The organism is Haliscomenobacter sp. (genome assembly GCF_965225875.1).
In the GTDB taxonomy this organism is placed as follows: domain Bacteria; phylum Bacteroidota; class Bacteroidia; order Chitinophagales; family Saprospiraceae; genus Haliscomenobacter.
Genome location: NZ_CBDDBS010000003.1, coordinates 2,770,845 through 2,791,025, shown reverse-complemented (window position 1 = coordinate 2,791,025; position 20,181 = coordinate 2,770,845). Strand labels below are relative to the sequence as shown.

At 48.3% G+C, this 20,181-nt stretch carries 16 protein-coding genes; 5 read left to right on the top strand and 11 right to left on the bottom strand.

Annotated features, from left to right (window positions below; all coding sequences use genetic code 11):
- Positions 1–78: 78 nt before the first annotated feature.
- The 3 genes from ACO08K_RS31155 (at position 79) to ACO08K_RS31145 (ending at position 2,836) form a co-directional block, all read left to right on the top strand.
- On the top strand, positions 79–234 hold the full coding sequence (locus ACO08K_RS31155; RefSeq protein ID WP_421800415.1) for a hypothetical protein: 156 nt from the start codon (positions 79–81) through the stop codon (positions 232–234).
- 407 nt (positions 235–641) lie between these two features.
- Positions 642–1,508, top strand: coding sequence for a helix-turn-helix domain-containing protein (locus ACO08K_RS31150; RefSeq protein WP_421800414.1), 867 nt, complete (start codon positions 642–644; stop codon positions 1,506–1,508).
- A gap of 998 nt (positions 1,509–2,506) precedes the next feature.
- Positions 2,507–2,836 carry a T9SS type A sorting domain-containing protein gene (locus ACO08K_RS31145; RefSeq protein ID WP_421800589.1) on the top strand — a complete coding sequence of 110 codons (330 nt, stop codon included), beginning with the start codon at positions 2,507–2,509 and terminating at the stop codon, positions 2,834–2,836.
- A gap of 959 nt (positions 2,837–3,795) precedes the next feature.
- Here ACO08K_RS31145 and ACO08K_RS31140 read toward each other — a convergent pair.
- From ACO08K_RS31140 to ACO08K_RS31090, 11 genes are all read right to left on the bottom strand, one after another.
- Positions 3,796–3,939: a hypothetical protein gene (locus ACO08K_RS31140; protein ID WP_421800413.1), complete on the bottom strand. Its 144-nt coding sequence runs from the start codon at positions 3,937–3,939 to the stop codon at positions 3,796–3,798.
- A 47-nt stretch (positions 3,940–3,986) separates the two neighbouring features.
- Entirely contained in the window at positions 3,987–5,084 is a 1,098-nt protein-coding gene (locus ACO08K_RS31135; protein WP_421800412.1) for an NAD(P)/FAD-dependent oxidoreductase, read from the bottom strand.
- A complete protein-coding gene (locus ACO08K_RS31130) occupies positions 5,077–5,532 on the bottom strand; it encodes a LodA/GoxA family CTQ-dependent oxidase (RefSeq protein WP_421800411.1) in 456 nt (151 codons plus the stop codon). The genes ACO08K_RS31135 and ACO08K_RS31130 overlap by 8 nt, the downstream gene beginning before the upstream one ends.
- Entirely contained in the window at positions 5,421–7,100 is a 1,680-nt protein-coding gene (locus ACO08K_RS31125) for a LodA/GoxA family CTQ-dependent oxidase (protein ID WP_421800410.1), read from the bottom strand. Before ACO08K_RS31125 ends, ACO08K_RS31130 begins: the two co-directional genes overlap by 112 nt.
- Positions 7,101–7,112: 12 nt before the next feature.
- Complete coding sequence (locus tag ACO08K_RS31120) at positions 7,113–8,090, bottom strand: ferritin-like domain-containing protein (RefSeq protein WP_421800409.1); 978 nt, start codon at positions 8,088–8,090, stop codon at positions 7,113–7,115.
- Positions 8,091–8,187: 97 nt separating this feature from the next.
- Entirely contained in the window at positions 8,188–8,781 is a 594-nt protein-coding gene (locus ACO08K_RS31115) for a DUF3885 domain-containing protein (RefSeq protein WP_421800408.1), read from the bottom strand.
- A 55-nt stretch (positions 8,782–8,836) separates the two neighbouring features.
- The gene (locus ACO08K_RS31110) at positions 8,837–9,403 is read right to left on the bottom strand and encodes a YdeI/OmpD-associated family protein (protein WP_421800407.1); all 567 of its coding nucleotides are present in this window, start codon (positions 9,401–9,403) and stop codon (positions 8,837–8,839) included.
- 179 nt (positions 9,404–9,582) lie between these two features.
- Positions 9,583–10,050, bottom strand: coding sequence for an RNA recognition motif domain-containing protein (locus tag ACO08K_RS31105; RefSeq protein ID WP_421800406.1), 468 nt, complete (start codon positions 10,048–10,050; stop codon positions 9,583–9,585).
- Between the two features lie 85 nt (positions 10,051–10,135).
- Complete coding sequence (locus ACO08K_RS31100; RefSeq protein ID WP_421800405.1) at positions 10,136–13,813, bottom strand: PVC-type heme-binding CxxCH protein; 3,678 nt, start codon at positions 13,811–13,813, stop codon at positions 10,136–10,138.
- Between the two features lie 316 nt (positions 13,814–14,129).
- The gene (locus ACO08K_RS31095; RefSeq protein ID WP_421800404.1) at positions 14,130–15,251 is read right to left on the bottom strand and encodes a Gfo/Idh/MocA family protein; all 1,122 of its coding nucleotides are present in this window, start codon (positions 15,249–15,251) and stop codon (positions 14,130–14,132) included.
- 28 nt (positions 15,252–15,279) lie between these two features.
- Positions 15,280–16,104, bottom strand: coding sequence for a sugar phosphate isomerase/epimerase family protein (locus ACO08K_RS31090; RefSeq protein ID WP_421800403.1), 825 nt, complete (start codon positions 16,102–16,104; stop codon positions 15,280–15,282).
- Between the two features lie 142 nt (positions 16,105–16,246).
- On the opposite strand from ACO08K_RS31090, the gene ACO08K_RS31085 reads away from it, so the two are divergent.
- Complete coding sequence (locus tag ACO08K_RS31085; RefSeq protein ID WP_421800402.1) at positions 16,247–17,122, top strand: AraC family transcriptional regulator; 876 nt, start codon at positions 16,247–16,249, stop codon at positions 17,120–17,122.
- A gap of 218 nt (positions 17,123–17,340) precedes the next feature.
- Positions 17,341–20,154, top strand: a complete 2,814-nt coding sequence (locus tag ACO08K_RS31080; RefSeq protein ID WP_421800401.1) for a M16 family metallopeptidase — start codon at positions 17,341–17,343, stop codon at positions 20,152–20,154.
- Positions 20,155–20,181 lie beyond the last annotated feature (27 nt).

Below are 20,181 nucleotides of genomic sequence, written 5' to 3'. Positions count from 1 at the left end.
CAATGATTTTATCATGCCCTTATCCTCAACCGCTGGCTTCAATTGCCCTTGGAAGGATTTGGATTTAATAACTACCGTATGTTACCTGTTGCAAAAACTGAACACTTTTTACTTGTACCGAATGCCACCATCAATGTCGATCTGATCGGCCCAACTCTGCCAAAATTCTTCTTAATTAAAGAGGTGAAAATGAACAGGGATTGGGTTGGAACTGCTTCACAAGGCACACACTAGTACATTCCCAGGGTGAAATCATGTATGCTCCTCTGGGGCGAAAATAGGCTAGAAAACAATGTTTAGGTCTTCTCCAAGTCAACTAGGAAGGCGATGTGGGTCCCAGGATCATCTCGTCCCATTGCTATCGGACGGAAATAATGGATTTGAGAGTTGTTTTCTGCCCATTTTTCGCCTTCAATCCGCCGCCGCGTGGAATAAGAAGTGCTAAGCATCTTTAACGCCTGCTGTTGCAGTGCTGGCACTTAAAAAGTCTGGATTTTCACACAGCTTTTGCATGAGTTTATCCGATTTTACACCTGCCATAACAGGATGTGGTTATTAAAAAAACGCTACGAATCCATCTGCTATAAACAAAACAAATACAATAGACTTTTTATTTGGTATCAGTTCAAAACCGTTTATTTATGCCTGCTATTCATAGTCACGCTAAAAAAATATTGATCGTAAACTCTGATGAAAATACCCAATTGCAGTTGTTTTCCTCCCTCACTTTGTTTTATCAGGTATCAGTTGTTGAATGCGGCCTGGATGCCCTGAATTTTCTTAAAGACAACAATGTGGATCTGATCATCTCAAGCTTTTCTCTACCCCAACTGGATGGCCTCCAACTTTTGCGCATGATCCGTTCTACTCCTACCCTCGAGCTTACCCCCTTCTTACTCTTACTCGAACCTTCCCAAAAACAATTCGGTCTAAATGCACTCAATGCCGGGGTGGATCACTACATGATCCAGCCATTTAATCTCCATCTCTTGGTTGCATGGGTCCGCAACATCATCAACAATTTTGAACGCAGAAAAAAAGCTTTCTCAACTGGCTTTTCTTCTCCCCAGTCAGCACGTATTTTAGTGGCTGATTCGCTGGATACTGCTGCATCAAATTACCGCTCTTCCTGGCTACAATCCTTACATGAAGTAATCCAGGCCGAACTTCAAAATTCTAAACTCACCGTCACCTATCTGGCCCACAAACTGGCAGTCTCTGAGCGTACCCTCCGCAATCGCATCAAAACTTATACCGGCCTTTCCCCTCAGCAGTTTATTCTCGAAGAACGCCTCCGAAAAGCCCGAATCTTGTTTGAAGAGGGTACCTATTCTACCATCACCGAAGTAATGTATGCCGTGGGAATGCGCAGTAATTCTTACTTCGCCCGAGTGTTTCGGGAGTATTTTGGGGTTAATCCTTCGGAATATGTCCCATATCTGAAAAACAAAAATTTCCACTTATGTGCTTTTTTGTGGAATTTGTATCATGGGTGGCTGGATTTCTAAAAAACACTCCCAACAGAGGCATTGTGCTCTAAAATAGAGCCCTTGCTACCTGCAAAAGCCCGACCTTCCCATCCAGGACTCTGGCAATACCGTACACAAAATCGGAATCAACTTCAGTTCTACCCAAAAACAGGTGGATGACCTGACTTGGGAAACCGATAGGTTTTAAGCCCTTCGCGCTTCCGCACCTTTAGCAGCTAGTTACAAGCATTTACTTTGGCATTTTAGTAGTTGCGCTTCCTTTCAGTGTTTTATTCCTAACGCGCTATTTCTGGCTAATAAAAGTATCTAAATCTTGTTTTTTGTCTTTTTGGGTCTTGGCAGCAGCTTGTACTTTTACATTTGCCTAATTAGGGCACAGGAACCATTATATAAGCATAAACTACGAAGCAGACAAAACTATACCGTGGTATTCAAAGCCAAAGATTTGGCCAAAATCCAGGGTTATCAGTTCATTCTGAACATTGACTCAAGCCTGGCCTGCATCGAATGCATCAACCATACCGGAGTGATAAAAGCAGAAAACTTTGGGATCTTCACCAAAGATGGAATCATAACTACTTACTTCATAAGGGCACCCTTTTTCTGCGCCCTCTCTCCTGCGGGGCATCCGCAAGGAGCAATGAAAGTGAGACCACCCTCTTTACCCTCAACTTAAGGTCGAATTTAATACCGCCCTTACTAGAACACTACTTTTAAACAATTGCCTTACGAACACAGAGGCCTACAATCAAGTCGAGGATGTAATGGGTGTCCAACTGACCTTTGGTGCCGGAGCAGTAGCTGATTACGCTGCTCTGCGCCAAAACGTCCCCAACCTATTTTTCGAGGAAACTGTAGTAGGTTTCTAAAGCTTCTTCCTCCTTTTATTCCTTGGACGAAAATGATTGAACCTTTAAAATGTGTCTTTTTGAAAATGAATTACACTTGGGTTTTAAGTCTGTTTACAGTTATATATATGAGCGCTACCACATCGTTCGCTCAAGCCCTGCCCCTCTATTTTTCAGGTACGCCGCCATTTTGAGCTAGGTGCTTTTTCCGCTGGCACGTTTGATTATTCCAAAGTAGTCGCAGTCATCGTAGACAATGCCGGGCAGCTATCCCTGTATCCGAATTCAGTCAAGGATGTCAATGAGCAGAAGTATGGCTTGGATCGTACCAACCATTTCGAATTGATGGATGCTCTTGGCCGAAAATTAAACATTACAATAAGTGCTAGCAACGGGCTTTATCAAATCAGGTTGCCATTTAACCTGCCCAAAGACACCTACTGGCTGAAAATAGAACGTGCTGGAAAACTGCAAACTGTGCCTGTTGTGAAAGAGTAATTGCAAAATCCAGCAAATCCGATCCTTTCCAGCAACCACGACTACCTACCGCCTACGTAAAACTGGGTCTTACGGGGGTACCCTTCCCAGCGCATGTGTTCGTAGTTCCCTCAGCGGTCCAAACTCAATCGAAACAAAGCTTAAAAAGTATCCAAATCTTGCTTTTTGTCATTTATCTTGCTTTTTAGACGAATTAATTTTGCATCAATGTATTTCGTTAGATAAACATTTACCTTTTTCTTATTCCCAATTTCCATTCCATACCCTACTTTCCCGAATTCCCTGTTTCCATTTTAAAACATACAATCATTTAAAATGATGGCAAATCATTGCGCCTGAAAAGCACAATAACTTTGCTTTTTTGCTAAGGCGAAAGGAAGGTCAGTGCAGACGAGCATTTTTTCATGAGAATTTCGTATCATACAAGGAAGGGCAGTGTGCCCTTCCCCCTTCTCACTGCATCTTCAATGCACTAGTGTCCAAGCCGAGTAAACTGGTATGCCAGACCACTCGTGTTTTTATAGTTATGAAAGTGATTATGATTCATATGGTAGGTCGCCCGCATTTGGGGCGGCCCTTTTTAAAAACATGAACGCTGTCTAGATTCTAATTGCAGAGTCGTTTTGTTTCCCCTGAGTTATTTAAAATAGGTGTGGCAGTGGCAAGTACATGAGTGTATTTGCCATTTTTTATGGTATTTCCATACATCACGTGATAATATTACTTTGATTCCTATGAAAAAGTATCCAAATCGTGTTTTATGTCTTCTGTCGTGTAGCCACTCTTGAATACTTTTGTTTCGATCTCTCTCTATAAAATATTCCCAACTTTTATCAACAACAATGTAATGGGTTCCCTCTTTTTGGTGGCAAATTTTACTCCATAGATGTATGTTCAAGTTTTTTGCGCTGCGCAAAAGAAACCCAATTTGAGTATGCCCTTAGAGTAATTTAGACGTCTCATTTGCGAAAGAAAAACTTGTTTTCCTCATTCCATTTCTCAGCCAATATCTGAAAATGAAGTTCCTGGAGGGCTTTTTCATCCAGGTTCTCATCCAGCGGAATTTCTATCAGCAGGCTATCCTCCGTTATGTTCACTTTCATGGTCATACTTAGCTGCATTTCAACAAAGATACAAATAAAAGTGGCATTCACAAAAGGCCCACCACCTGCCTATTCCGCCAAAAATCCGCCTCCACCCAGCGCCTTTCCTGCCCATACAAGCCACAACGCTGTTCAAAATACCGCGCATACCGCTCTTTTACCCCAGCATCATACTGCTCCAATTCCTGCTCATGCCCCTGCGCGAGCACCCGCCCGGCCATCACCCCGTCACTCACCGCTTTGTACAAACCCTGGGAAGCAATCGGGTCGTAAGTAGCCGCCGCATCCCCCACGGCCAGCCAGTGTTCACCGAAGGTTTGTTCCAACAAGGAGGAATAAATCGGGAAAGTATGAAATTCGGGTGGTGTCAATTGTACACCCTCCAGCGCCTGGCCAAGCAATTGGGTGCGACTCAGCAGCGCTGCCCAACCCTCTATGCCAGCGGATTTGAGTTGGCGCAACTGGGGTGCATCGGTGACAAACATGTGGATGATTCTATGGTCGGGCAGGTACGCAGCATACCACCAACCCTCGGGAGTCGACTCTACCAACACTTGTTTTTTCATATTGCCAGACTGAACGGTACTGAACCCTGCCAACCCAAAGAGTTGATCATCCGTGCGTTTTTTTATCCCCAAATCATTAGCAAAACGAGCCAATGGCCCCGTAGCATCCACCACCCAACGCGCCTGGACTTCCCGCTCCAAACCAGCACGCTCCGCCAGGGTAAGTGAAAAACCAGCTTCGTTGGCTTTGGCGCGGAGGTAGCGGGTATTCCATTGTACACTGATGCCCTGTTTAAGCGCGGCCTCTACCAGCATGGCGTCAAATACCGGGCGATTGAGCCGCCAGGAAGGCCCCATAGGGTTGAGCAAATGGTCATTGTATCCCACCTGCTCCCGACCCCAGCGCACCGCACTGCCAGGGCTGTGCATATGCCCCGCTGCTAAAAAATTCGCTTCCAATTGCAAACGCCGCAGCGGGGCGAGCAAATCGGGAGGAGCACTTTCACCTGCTCTTTCCCGTTTTTGCTCGCCTGCATCGGCGACCAGGATGGAACAATCTGATAAGCTGCGCAAGGAAAGGGCGGTGGCCAAACCCGCTGGCCCGCCACCCAATACCACTACATCGTAAGCGCTAGCCATGCGTATTGAATGGCCACATCAGAACAGGATTGTCAGCATTGGCGGCGTCATCGAAGCGGGCTTGAACTTCCAGGTAATATTCCGGGTCGTAAGTATCGCCTTCAATGGCGGTGCCTTGGATTACGATGCCAAGGCGATCCCAGTCGGTCACCGATTGTAGCGCTTTTTGGAAAGTGCTCGCCGATTTTGGGTCGAGGGCATAAGTGCCCGGCCCGCGAATGGCCCATTTTTGCTGGGGCAAAACATTGTTGACCACCTCGGTGGCGACATAAACCGAGTCAGGCCGTTGTGAGGGCCAGGACCAGTACAGGGTGGTTTCGTTGCCATTTGTGTGATTCACGCCCAGGGTATTGATGCTGGGTTGGTGGATGGAGCAGGAATTGTAGTCGGTTTGCCAGGGAATCGACATGAATTTGGAGATGTCGCCAGGTTCCAGGCCGTCGAGCATGTTGTGTTGGGAATCCAGCCACCAGACAAAAATGGAGTATTGGGTGTGGCTGCGGCGTAATTGAGCGCCTTGTGTTTGACCCGGAAAGGGCCTGCGCCGGATTCGCGCCAGTCGTTCATGTACAGGTCTTCACACCGCACGGTGTAACTCACTTCAATGCCGGGTACAAAACGCCCGCCCAGGCAATTGCTCAGGGAAGCCATGTCGAGCATTTCGCCCGCGCCGAGGCCCGAACCTTTGTCCGACACAAAGTTACTTTTACTCCATTGCTCCAAAAAGAAGTATTGGGTTTTGGTAACCGTCAGAAAGGAAGTGCCCGCATCACCTACCGACAAGGGCATCAAAGGAACCCCAATGTTCAGTTCAGCGGTAATGTTCGGGTTGCGTATGAAATTCAACCCGGCCATGATGGTTCTGTTCGGGTTGTCGGTAGCACTGATGGCATCCACGGCGTCGTGTGCGCGCAAGGCCATTTTGGGCAAATTGGTGGTCCAACGCTGCAGATTGGCGGCGCGGAAGATGGGGCGAATCTGGGTCTCAAAATCGGGTTGGTAATCGGGATTGAACGCACATGCTTTTGGGTCGTAAATTTCTGGCTGTAGCGCCAATTCGCGCACCCAAACATCAAATACATCGTCCCAAACCGAAACCACATTGCGGATTTGGGGTGCAAATCCAGGGTCGCCACAAATTACCCAGGCACCGAAAACTGGAGCGATGCTTTCATCTTCAAAAATCAAAGTAGCGGAAACCGGCCCGTCGCCCGCGTCATCGAACCAGCCAGCGTTGTTCAAATCGCCAGTCAAGGGGATGGGATCGCCGTATTCATCGTATTGGGCGGCGGTGCGGCCAAAACCGGGCAAGACCAGCAGGCGGCCTTTTTCGTCGGTTTGAATCTCGCCCAAAGTATTCAGCTTGCCCGTTGGTTCGAACAATTTACCCGTAGGGAAATATTTGGGGTAATTTTTTTGCTCCTGGATTTTTCCATTTGCATCGGCATAACTTGCCGGAGTCGCCTTGTCAAAATGGGCGCTTGTTTTGGCCGAAGCGGCAATCGCCCGTGGCCCTGGATCGATCATCAATTGGCTTAGTCGGGTAGGGGAGTTGACGTCGCCATATACGCCTTGATTGCGCAACTGGGGCACTTTGCCATCGGCATAGGCGTTGACGCCCTGAGAATTCACTACCACATAGGCAGCGGCTTTTTTATTGGCGATATGGGCGGTCCAAACGATGTCTTTGACAACTCGACCATCAGCCAGGCGGCTACCAACCACGATTTCCTGGGCTGGGCTTTTACAGGGATAAGTGTCGGGGCCATCCAGTTCATAGGCATAGAGCCGAAACCGCGCGGCTTGGCGCTTGAGCAAACCCTCGGCGTCGCGCAGGTCATTGCTGGTGATGAATTCGCTCTCGGTGCCGGGTTTGATGGGTAGACCGCCCGTGGTAGCCGTATTGTCGAGGGGGAGCCCGGCGCTGGTTTCCGGCGACAAATAGAATTCAGTACTGCTGCCAATGCGGGCAAAGTTGATGCTGGGATGCACCCGAAATACCGTTTTATTAGCCATGGTTTTGGGATTTTAACTGAAACGAGGCAAGACCCCCTGTTTCCAGCAATTTTGAATAGCGGCGCCAACCGATACCATCAAACGCACAAAGTCTTCCGGGTTTTTGCCGTTGAACAAAGCCCGCAGGTTTTTGCGCAAGCCAGCAAAATGCTCCTGCAAAATTTCCAAAACCTCCTGATCCTGTGCCGTGTATTCGGAACTGGGTTTCAGGGGGTAAGTGGCAGGCAGGGGAGCAGTGCGGATTTGTTCAAATTTGTCGAAATGGTCGAGTTCCTGGTTGCGGTCGTCGGCGGTATTTTGGAAAACGGTTTTAATGTCGTTCTTGCTTTGGGCAATGCCTTCGCCCTGGTCGGTGATCAGGTCAAAAAGCAATCCAACCTGGTAAAATCCATTTTTGCCACTTTCGGTGACGGTCATGGCGGGCATATTGCGGTAAAAAGAGGCGAAAAAATCGACCTGCTTAACCCCACCACGGATTTGATCCTGTAACTGCTCGGCACCGTACCTGATGGCCCGGTAAAACTCACCAATGTTGGCGTACTGGGAGACATCCTCCTGCAAATTGGGTTGATCAGTTGACTCCCAGTCCGGGTACTCAATCAGGCACATTGCGTGGATGCGCGCAGCATCCAAAGGGCCAATTTCCGCGCTGTAGGGTTGGAATTGGGGCTCTTGGGAGGGGTTGGGATCGTCCAGGCTGAAGTTCAAATGGGGAATGTTTTGCCCCACATAAGCAGGCGCATCAAATGATGGGGAAAGCCCAAAAGCATTGGCAACATTGGCCGCCGACTGCAAGTGCAGCATTTCCTGATTGACCACTGACTGAATGAGTTGAAAGGCGTCGGAACTGCGGTCGACAATCGAATACATGGCCGACATGTAAAAGGGAATTGTCCAGAACTCCAGATCGACGGCGTATTGGAGGTGCTGTCGCAGGTGTTGGATGTCCCAAGTGGGCGGTGCCGCTTGGGGGGAATTTGGGATTGACATGGTGTTTATGGGTTGGTGAACTTATTGCATATCTGGGTGTGATAAAGATAGGAAATGAGATTTGGATTTGGGAGTGGAGATTTAGATTTGTTTTAATTTATAAGCCACTGGGGAGTTTGGATAGCCAGTCCTGGTACTTTGCTTTATAGGCGTCTTTGATTTGGCTGTCTTTTAGGATAAAGTCGATTCCACCGTCGTAAGGGGCAACAATGAGCTGATACTCGATGGAAACAAAAAAGGCGCGAAGCTGCCCATCGGCAAGCTCTTTTAATAAAGCATCGTGTTGAGTCATGCTCCAAACGGTTTCTGTAAAAGCTGGTCTGTAAACTTTTCCTGGTTCGTGTTCGTCTGGATTTAAACTGTTCAGGTCAATATTATCAAGTAAAGTAAAGGTGTAGGCTTGGAAAGCAGCTTCTGCTTCGACAATATGCTTATCTCCCGGAGAATTATAGTTGTACTCGCCAGTTACAAGTAGAACTTTAGAATGATTGCCCAATAAGTCGGTGATGATTTGATTGTGCCGGGATAACAAGATATCCCATTCTTCTGGGGTGTTGGCATAGCGTTGAGATTCTGGCAAACTGTGAATTCTAAACCATCGATCGGTGTATTGGTGTCTGAAATTATGTTGGATGGGGATAGTATTTGGATAGGTGGAAGTCCAAAATTGATTAAATTCTTCTTTGGTCATTTTATGAAGATTGAGCTTAGATAGGGTACAAGCTGGTTTTAAGTGAAAAAGTTCCTTATTTCATCCCCAACACAACCCCTGCCACAAGCTCTCCAATCCGCTTCTCTCTTGTCACAGCTTGTTTGGCCAGAACCAGTCTATACAACCAGGCTTTTTGCGCCGATTTACTCAGACTCAAAAACGCCTCCTTTGAGCCTGGCTGAGCTTCAAATGCCTTTTCCAAATCGGGCGGGATGATCAAGGCTTCTACTTCGTCCAAAATACTCCAGGAGCCATTTTTTTTGGCGATGTCAATACTGGCATACCCCGCTGGCATAATCAGATCTTCCTCAATCAAGCGCTGTACTTTATCCTTATTGATTTTTGACCAAACACTTTTGGGTTTTCTGCGGGTGATGAACTGCATGTATCTTTCCTCATCCAAGGGTTTGGCTGTGCTGTCGATCCAGCCGAAGCAGAGAGCTTCATCGACAACTTCGCTCCAGGTGACGGAAGGAATGTTCGTTTTCTTTTTGTAATAAATCAGCCAGACCGACTGTTTGGACTGGTGGTTTTCTTGTAACCATTGCCGCCACTCCTGGCGGTTGCTCGGGCAAAATGTTTCTATTTCTTTTTCGGGCATGGCGGTTGGGTTGTTGTAGGGCAAAGTTAATTGGAGGGAGTGACAACCCTATGTCAGGGGTATAAAAAAAACTGCCAACCAGATTAAATCCGATTGGCAGTTTTGCCTCTTTTAGTTTACTGGAGGCCAGTAGGGATCATTGGCAGTTGCTTTTATGCACTGGCTCTAATCCGCTAGTATCAACGATCGCGTCCGCCGCCGCTATAGCCGCCGCCGCCATAGCCACCGCCACCACGGTTACCGCCGCCGCCGCCGTAGCCACCGCCGCCACGGTTACCGCCGCCGCCGCCGCCATAACCGCCGCCACCGCCGTAGCCACCGCCACCACGGTTACCGCCGCCACCATAACCGCCACCACCGCCGTAGCCACCGCCACCACGGTTACCGCCGCCACCACCACGGTTTTCGCGTGGTTCAGCTTTTTTGACTACTATTGTATTTCCGTCAAAGTCGGTTCCATCCAATGCCTCGATAGCGGCTTGCGCCTCATCGTCATTTGGCATTTCAACGAAAGCAAATCCTCTGGATTTACCAGTTTCTTGGTCAAAAATTACCTTAGCAGAATCGACTTCCCCGAAAGCTTCAAAAGCTGCCATCAGGTCGTCGCTTTGCGTCCCAAAATTGAGTTTTGCAACAAAAATATTCATTTCAAAAAAGTAAAGTGATGAAAAATTGGTCCAACTTACTATAAAAAACTCAATGTTGTGGAAAAAAATCCAGTAGGATGACTCCTTACTCCACCTTCATCACCCCATTCATGATCCGCCAATGCCCGGGGAAAGTACACACATAAGGGTAATCCCCAGCCTTTGCAGGTGCGGTGAAGCGCAAACGAACCGTTTGATCCGGATTGACCAAGGCCGTCGAAAATAGTACATCGGATACCTCTGGAACATAATTTTTAGTTGCTCCATCTGGATCAGTAATCATTTTATCCGCCGCTTTGCCAATTTTTTCCAGTGATTTGGGTTTGCCGATCACCAGGTTGTGCTGCATGGCATCCGGGTTTTCGAAGACAATTTCGACCGTTTTGCCCGCTTTAACAGTGAACGTTTTTTGGTCAAATTGCAACATTTCCCGAATCGCCTTGAGCTTTATGGTCTGTACCGAAGGATCGTTTTCTACTTGCGCTGCCACGACCTCCCAGGACTGCATCAGGCGCAGCAAACGATCTTTGTTCACCCCGGTACTAGCGGCCAAAACGGTGTTCAGGTAACTTTTGTCAGCGGCATTTGGCGTTACTTTTCTGCGGTAATCCCAACCTTCACTGATGCTTTTTAGGATCGCATTGAATCCGTCCTGATCGAGTTTTTGGGCGTTTTTCAAGTAGTCCACCACCGTCTCAACCGAGGCCAGAGAGGCATTGCTGCGGATGGCTTTTGCCAGTACGTATTGCTCCATACTTTGCGACAAGGCCACGGTGATTTTTTTGGTCAAAACATTGTTTCCCTCGTTGCCTTCCACAATGGCATTGGCCCGGTCCACCGTAGCCGTAAAGGTGAACTCTCCGGCTTGTTCTGGGGTGACGCCCAGGGGAACAGTGCGGGTACCAAAAGTAAGGTTTTTGATCGTGACCGTTTCGCCAGCTTTTATCCCCTCATTGTACACCTGGCCCGGTATTTCATTGGTCTGCCATTTGCCCACAAATCGCATGTTCAAGGTTACGGCAACCCCTTTTGGAATGTCCACGCCGCCCTGATTGCGCAGTTCGACGGACACCGCAACCCGCTCACGAGGCATGGGATTGGCGGGTTCAAAGCTGACATTGCTGACGATTAAATCGGATTGGGTCGGTGTAGCTGAAGGTTGGGTTTTGGACTCCGTATTGGCCATCATCGCCGCGTGGTCGTGCTGTCCGGCGGCATGGGTCATGGTTTTAGCCTTTGCCGCGGCCTTCTCCTGTACTTTGGCAAATACTTTTTTCAACAAGCCTGGATTTTTGCCCAGGATGTTAGCATAAGCATCGGGCAACCAACGGTCGTTGAGGTGCTCTTTAGTACTTTCCATTGATTGTAAAATCAGTGCTTCCACTTGCTCATTTATCGGCATTTCACTGAGTGCCAACAGGGTATGGAGTGCCACCAGGGATTCCTTGTCTTCCAGCGTTTTGTTTTTCAGAATTACATCAACACTTGCTTTGTTGCGTGGCAAAATTTGCACTGCTGTTTTCCGCACTCCGGGGCAAGGATGCTTCAATGCCTCCTCCACCACATTCAAGGCTTCGCCTTCGAGGGCGTTTAACCCTTGCAAGACCCAAAGTGCATGAATGGCAGGAGCATTGATGCCGATTTCATCCACTGACTTGTCGCGGATCAAGGCCAATAGGGCAGGTACAACGTCCTTTTGGTTTCTTTCTACCAAAAGCCTTTGGGCATGGCTGCGCCAAAATAGGTTGGTGTTTTTTAGTGCGGCCAATAGTTCCTGCGGCTTGTCTTTGGACAATGCCATTGCTTGGTAAGCTGGCGCCGCTTTGTAACTCACCCGGTAAATGCGTCCGTGCGTGTAATCCCGCAAATCGGTTTCATAAGCATTGCCCGAGCCCATTACGAAGCCCTCAGGACGTGGATTGTGCTGAATGATAAAACTGTACCAATCGGCAACCCAAACGGCTCCATCTGGCCCCACTTCGGCAAATACGGGTGAAAACCATTCATCCGCTCCGGCCATAAGGTTAAATCCTTCTGCATCACTGAAATTGGTGCCACTTTTGGTCAACACGTTCTGGTGCAAAAGGTGCCCGGTAGGTTCTGCAACGAAGGCGATGTTGTTCCAGTATTTTTTCGGAAAAGCCCTGGCGGTGTACACATTGTGCCCGGCAGCGGCGGTAAATCCCCCAAATACATCCACCTGACGCACTTTGGGCGTAATGGTTTTCATGTCCTTGTGGGTATCGATGCTGGTACTGCCATTGTCGATGTTGTTGGTGGAGGGGTAAAACTGGTTTGGAATGGCCATGTACCAGCCGTGGGAATTGTTGGCTGTTGAGCCAAACACGTCGCCGGTTTCATTAAAACCAAGCCCCCAGGTGTTGTTTGAAGTTCTGGTCATGTATTCCAGCTTGCTGCCATCCGGTTTGAAGCGGAAAAAGCCTTGACTGAAGCGGATGGTATCGCTGCCGCCCACTACGCCCTTAAACCCGGAATAACCCACACTACCCCATAGCCAATTGTCAAAACCGTAGTGCAAATTGGAAGGCCCGGCGTGGGTGTCAAAGGTGCCAAAACCCGTAAAGAGTACTTTGCGCACATCAGCCTTATCGTCACCATCGGTATCTTTCAAAAACAACATGTCGGGTGCCTGGGATACGACCAGCCCACCATTGCTGAACACCATACCTGTGGGGATGCTCAGCCCATCAGCAAAGCGGGTGAATTTATCGGCCTTACCGTCTTTATTGGTGTCTTCGCAGATGAGGATGTAGTCGCTACCTCCGCTGGGTTTGCGTTCATTTGGGTAATCTTTGGTAATCAGCACGTACATCCGGCCGCGTTCATCCCAGGAAATGGCGATGGGGTGCATCACATTGGGTTCGGCGGCAAAAAGCTCCAGGTTGAACTCCACCGGCACCTGAATGTGCTTCATACTTTCTTCGGGAGACAAAGGATCCTGGCGGTATTGGATGCCGGGGCGCTTTTCGTAGTTGGGTAATTTTGCTTCCCGATACACAAAGGTCTCAGGCTTCAAAGCCGCGTGTGCTTTTCTGGCCTCATCGTCGACGGCCCAGAGGATGCCCCGAAGGATCAAGGCATGGAAACCCTCATTTTGCCAGGTATTGGCATCGTGACCATAGGCAGTGTAAAAAACGCGCCCTTTGCCGTAACTACGGGTCCAGGTATAGGGCTCGGTTTTGGTGTCGGGTTTGTCCTTGAACTGGTCGGCCTTGATTTCGCGGACGGCTAGAACGTTGTTGTCGGGCTGTAATTTGCTGTGCAAATAGGTTTCATCAAAGGCTTTAAAGGGTTTTAAGCCCTGCATGATCACATGGTCAGGTTGCACCGTGGTGGTTTGAATAGTGTCCATCCGATGCCGCCAAAACTGCCCACCAACCATCTTTACATATTCGCTCGAATTGCGAAAACAAAAGGAAGCACAGTGGATCGGTAAAATGCCTTTTCCTGCGGAGACATAGGCCAATAAGTCTTTTTCAACAGCAGGTGGAATGCTGTCCCAATTGGCGTAAATCATCAAGGCATCGTACTTGTTGAGATTGGCCAGATTTATATCGGCCAATTGATCGGTGTAGGTGAAGTTGACTCCTTTGTCACCCAGTGCGGACATGATCCAGGGGACCCGTTCAATTGGACGGTGGTGCCCATTGTCGCCGAGAAAAAGTACTTCCAGGCGGCGGGCTTTTTGGGCCGATGCACTGAATGCACAAAGAATTAAAAATAGGACTATTAACTTTTTCATTGATGCTCAAATTTGGATATGGATTGAGGAAGAATTTTTAACTATGGCAATAAGCCTGCTGCAGAGTAGGGCTGATTGGTTCTGATCATTTACTGCTGAGGATCAAAGGTGCATCCCTAAGGTGTTCTAAGGTGCCTAAGGTGGTTCAATATAAAACCCCCAAGGTGATTCAAAACCAGGTTAGATTTTTTTGAACCACCTTAGGCACCTTAGAGCACCTTAGGAATTAAGCGCTTAGCGCCCGAAAATGTCACTGCTTGATTAGCAATTAAAAATTAGAACCAATCAACCTTGCGCCGCCTGCAGAGCTAAAAAATTATGCATTTTTAAAATCAGGCAAAAACATAATCTTTCCTCCTTGCATGGCCGATTCATGGGCGAGGATACCCACCGAAGTCCAGTTGGCCGATTCCCAGGCATTGGGGAATGGGTCACGATCTTCAACCAAAGCCATCAAGAATTCATGTGCCAGGTGAGGGTGCGAGCCTCCATGGCCTGCGCCCTGGGTGAAACTCAGGTGCGTGTTTTCAGCCACATCGTACACCCCTTGAGTAGTAAAGCGTTGGATATCTTCGGGTAACAAATGGGCGTAATCAGGCACTTTTACCCGTTCCGGGATTTCATGTTCCTCCTTTTTGGCGGTGTGAATCACTGCATCTTCCCCTTCAATGAGCGGCCACTCAAAGGATTTTTTGGTGCCGTATACTTCAAAACTTTCGCGGTATTGGCGAGCCAGATCGAATAGAGAGCGGTAGACATAAGCACTCAAATCGCTGTCCTTGAATTTGATGTGAGCGGATTCCACAGAAAAAGGAGAGTTGTGGATTTTTGATAATTCCTCTCTGATCGTCCCAGAACCAAAACAGGAAACATATTCCGCTTCCAATTTCAATAAACCTGCCACCGGGCCTACGCAGTGGGTAGCATAATGCATCGGCGGCAAACCAGGCCAATAATCGGGCCAGCCATCCATGTCCTGTTGGTGCGAGGCTTTGAGGAACTGCACTTTGCCCAGTTCACCTTTTTCGTACAATTCCTTGACGAATAAAAACTCGCGGCTATATACCACCGTTTCCATCATCATGTATTTTTTACCCGTTGCCTTGCTCAGCTTGACAATTTCCATACACTCCTCCACCGAGGTGGCCATGGGAACGGTACAGGCTACGTGTTTGCCTGCTTTCAGGGCTTTCAGGGTTTGTTCCGCGTGGTTGGGAATGGGGGAGTTGATGTGGACTGCGTCAATGTTGGGGTCTTTGAGCAATTCATCATAATCGGAATAGCGTTTTTCGATGTTGAATGCGTCGCCAATTTTGTGCAAGTTGCTTTCATTGCGCTGGCAAATGGCATACATATTGGCATGAGGGTGGCGCTGGTAAATGGGGATAAATTCTGCCCCAAAGCCAAGGCCAACGATTGCGATGTTTATTTTTTTCATGCTGTGCAGGTGTTATTTAGGATATGAATTAGAGTAATTTTTGCAGGTAGTTGATGCTGTCTCGCATCAGCTGGGTTTCAGATTCAAACATGGGACGCCAGATATTCGCCGCCGCCAATTTCATGCTGAAGGCTTCAATGCTCAGCATGCCTTGATAATCCATCGATTTTAAAGTGGCGATGATTTTTGCAAAATCAACATGGCCTTTGCCCACGGTACTCCGGTCGTTTTCGGAAAGTTGCACGTGTACGAGTTTATCCCCACATTTTTGTAGGGCCGCAGGAATGTCCTTTTCCTCGATGTTGGCATGGAAGGTATCAAACATGATCTTGCAGTTTGGATGATCAACCTCATCCACAAAGCGTAGCATATCATCGGTACAAGTAAAAAGGTAGGTTTCAAAACGATTCAGGTATTCGATACCCAAGGTGATGCCTTTGGTCGCTGCGTATTCAGCCAGGGCGCGAATGTGCGCCACACCGCGTTGCCATTCTTCTTCGGTAGCGGGTTGGCCGGTGAAAACGCCCAAGGCTGAGTGAATCGGCCCCATCAATAATTTTGCGCCGATTATTGCGGCACAGTCTAATGCTTTTTTGTTGTTTTCGAGTACGTGGGCGCGCATGGATGCGTCGGCACTGAGTGGGTTGGCGTCGGGGCCGTTGATGGCTACTGCGAGGCGTTGCAAGCCCAGATCGTCCAGCTTTTGCCGCCAAACCTGCCAGTCATCAGGGTTTAAATTGAAAATAGGCACTTCCACCCCGGCAAAACCCAGGGATTTGATTTCATCGAGTACGGGAAATAGCGCCGGGGTGATGTCGGTACCCCAGAGCAAAAGATTCATTCCAATTTGCATGCGATCTGCGTTTAAGAGACTGATTAACAAATCTACCTGGAATCGACAATTTAAAATAGGCGTGTTTTTACTATTTTTGACTGTATTTTGATATTTTTAGGCAAATAGGATAAAATTTTTGTTAATATTCAGGAAGTAGCACATGAAACCACTGCTCAAAAAGTCGCTCGAAAGCCTCAATCAGTCCTACATCGTGCGGAACCTGAAAGAGCCGTATTTCGACCCCAATTGGCATTTTCACCCCCATTATCAGTTGTTCACGGTCGTGGAGGGCAGTGGCACCCGTTTTATCGGCGACGACATTCGGCACTTTGAAGCCGGGGATACTGTTTTTTTGGGCCCAAATATGCCACACTTATGGCGTAGCGACCGCGCCTATTTTGAGCGGGATTCGACCCTGCAAACCCAAGGCATAGTGGTGTATTTTACCGAAGATTTTTTGGGCAAGGACTTCTTTGAAAAACCTGAAATGTATGCCATTAAAAACCTGTTTACCATCAGCGAACGGGGCTTGGATTTGACCCATAGCCATAACCTGAAAGCGATCATTGTAGCAGACTTAATCGAATTGGATGGTTTGAGTGGTTTTGAGGGCATCCTGAAACTCTTATCGATTTTACAAAAACTATCCACTTGCACCGACTACCAGTTCATTGCCAGCGTCAATTACGAAAACACCCATAAAATTTCTGAAACGGAGCGCATGCGGCAAGTCCATGAATATGTGCTCAAACACTACAAGGAAAAAATAAGCTTATCCGAAGTGGCCGCCCTGGCCAACATGAGTGAAGCCGCCTTTTGCCGCTACTTTAAAACCCGTACCAATAAAACTTTTTCTGACTTTGTACGGGAAATCCGCATTGGCCATGCCTGCAAACTTCTACTGGCGGGCAAAATGTCGATTGCTCAGGTGAGTTACGAGAGTGGGTTCAATACGGTCTCTAATTTTAACAGCCAATTCAAAGCCATGAAAGGCCAAAGCCCGAAGCAGTATCAGAAGCTGTATGTGGGGGAGTGATGCCCTCTGTTTCTCCCTGATTGTTCATCCAATATTGTGGTTCTGGCACTAAGTTCTATCAGTTTTTATTGTGTAGGTAGCGACAAGAACGGTGGAATGATCACAGCATTCAAATGCTTTTTAAATTCTTTGCTATTTTTGGCTATCATCATTTCACCCTTTGGAGCCGTTATATGAGGAAATTTTTAGCCTGCCCACACTTTAAAGCTTTTTTGTTCTTGACGATTTGTGCATTGAGTTGTATCCAATTGGCTGCTCAATCTACCAGCAATCCCCTCCCCAATGACCCCAGCGTCCGCACTGGCCAGCTTCCCAATGGGCTGCGGTATTACCTCAAAGCCAACCATAAGCCCGCAGGATACGCCGAACTACGCCTCGCCATCAAAGCAGGCTCCCTTCAGGAAAACAACAAACAACTCGGCCTGGCTCATTTTGTAGAGCACATGGCTTTTAATGGCACCCGTCATTTTCCCAAAAACGAATTGATCAACTACCTGGAATCTTCCGGGGTTCGATTTGGGGCCGATCTCAATGCTTATACTAGCTTTGGGGAGACCGTCTATCAGTTGCAGGTGCGGAAAGACAGTGCCCACTTACACAAAGGTTTGTTGGTGCTTGAAGATTGGGCCACGGGCATCAGTTTTGATCCCAAAGAGGTAGAAAAAGAACGGGGAGTGGTGCTGGCGGAATGGCGCAACAGACAAGGGCCAAACCAACGTTTGGAAGACCAGTATTTACCCTTGCTGTACCGCGGCTCCCGGCGGCTACAACGCCTGCCGATTGGCGATACGGCCATCATCAAACATGCCTCGGTAGCTACTTTGAAGCAGTACTACCAAAAATGGTACAGACCTGATTTGATGGCCATTGTGGCGGTTGGCGACATCGACATCCTTGCCCTGGAGCAAGAAATCATCCGCCGATTTGGGCGGATACCAAATGTGATAGGCCCCAAACCAAGAACTTATTCCAATGCCGTCAATGCTCAGCGGCGGGCAAAAATCTGCACAGACCCTGAAGCCGCTTTTTGTCAGGCATTTTTGTACATCCGCCAAAAAGCGAAAAAGCCTGGGCCTGTTGCGCCGCGTACCTACCCTGAAATGCGCGAGTTTTTGGGCCGCAGCCTCTACAACAGCATGCTCAACCGCCGCCTGATTCGTTTGCAACAACAAGTTGATCCACCTTTTACCTTTGCTGGATTGGGTTTCGGGAATGATTGGGGGCAAAATCCGATGTTTTCCCTCTCTACCTTCACTTCTGAAGCCAAACTCACTACGGCAATCACCCTGTTGTGGCAGGAAGTGCAAAAAGTGAAACAACAAAACTTTGCGCCAGGTGAATTGGCGCGGCAAAAACAGGAATTCCTCAATTCCCTGCTCCAACAAGCCAACGCCGAAGAAACTACCGCATCGTCTACCTGGGCCAACCAGTTGAGCGAGGCCTTCATATACGATATTCCCTATTTGAGCCCCCGCCAACGTTACCAAACTAGCCAGGAGGTACTGGGGAAAATCAGCCTGGAGGATATGGCGAAAGTGATTCAATCTGCACCTGACAATAAAAATGCCCGGGTTTTGGTGTTAACCGGACCAGAAAAAAATCGAACCAAACTACCCAGCCTGGACCTGGTTTGGCGACTCCTGGATTCCATCGAAAACAGCGCACCTCAAATGCTGGATACCACCCAAAACTCGACCATTGCGGATCAGCCCTGGGTGGATGAAGCTTTACTACCACAAGCCATTGAAAGTGAAAAAACGCAGCCGGAATTTGGGGTCACCGAGTTTCAGTTAAAGAATGGAATTCGGATTGTTGCCAAAGCGACCACTTTTCGCAAAGACCAGGTTTTGATGATTTCCTCCAGTCCAGGCGGCAATTCCTGGGTGCCCGATTCCCTTTACGTCAACGCGGCCTACTTTGCGGATGTATTGCAACAAGGGGGCATCGGTAAATTTGACTTTGTCCATTATCAAGAGAAACTGACGGGTAAAAGTGTCAGTCTGGCGCCTTATGTGGGCGAGTTGGAGGAGGGGTTCAGTGGGTCTTGCCGGAGTTCGGAGCTGGAAGATTTGCTGGCTCTGGTTTATTTGTACGCCGTACATCCTCGTTTTGATACCAATAGTGTGACTTCGTTCCGCAAGCGGCAGGAAAATGTGCTGAAGAATATGCTCAGTACGCCGTATTATCAGTTTGCCGACCTCAAACAAAGGGTGAAATACGGCGCGACACCCCGTAGGGGGCTCAATCGACTGGAGGATTTGCCCAAATTGACCAGTAAAAACCTCAAACAAATTCACCAGGAGCGCTTTGGCGACCTCAGTGATTTGTTGCTGGTTTTTGTCGGTGATTTTGACCTGGATCAGCTCAAGAACCTGGCGCAACGTTACCTCGGCAATCTGCCTGCGGCCGGGCGAAAGGAAAGTTGGAAAGATTTACACCTGGACCTCAAACCCGGTCACATTGATAGCATTTCAAGCGGTGGTCTGGCACCGAAAACCCTGGTGGAATACACCTGGCATGGTGATTTTGAAAACACCGCCCTGGAGCGGTATCGTTTCAGCAGTATGGTCAGTGCCCTACAAATCCGGCTGCGCGAAGTATTGCGCGAGCAAGAAAGTGGCATTTACAGTCTTAGCTTCAATGGCAATGTGGAATACCATCCCCGGCCCGTTTACCGCATCACTCTGGGTTTTAACACCGAACCTGAACGGGATGAGGAGCTGATGCAAAAGGCCATTGCTGCAATTGTCGATTTTTGTAAAAACGGGCCAGATGAGCTACTTTTGCAAAAAATAAAAACCACCCAACGCGAGAACCGCCAGAAAAGTGAACAGGAGAACAGTTTTTGGCTGGCTCAACTGCACCAACGGTACAAGGAAGGGATTGCTTTGGATGGCTTAAAAACGGAGAAATACCTGGAACTGGTCGAGGGCCTCAGTGCCAGCGCAATACAAGCCGCTGCGCAACGTTACTTCGACGATAAAAACCGCATTAAACTGGTTTTGAAACCACAAGGGGCGACAAAAAAATAAATGCTTATTTTTGCTCCAATACCAACA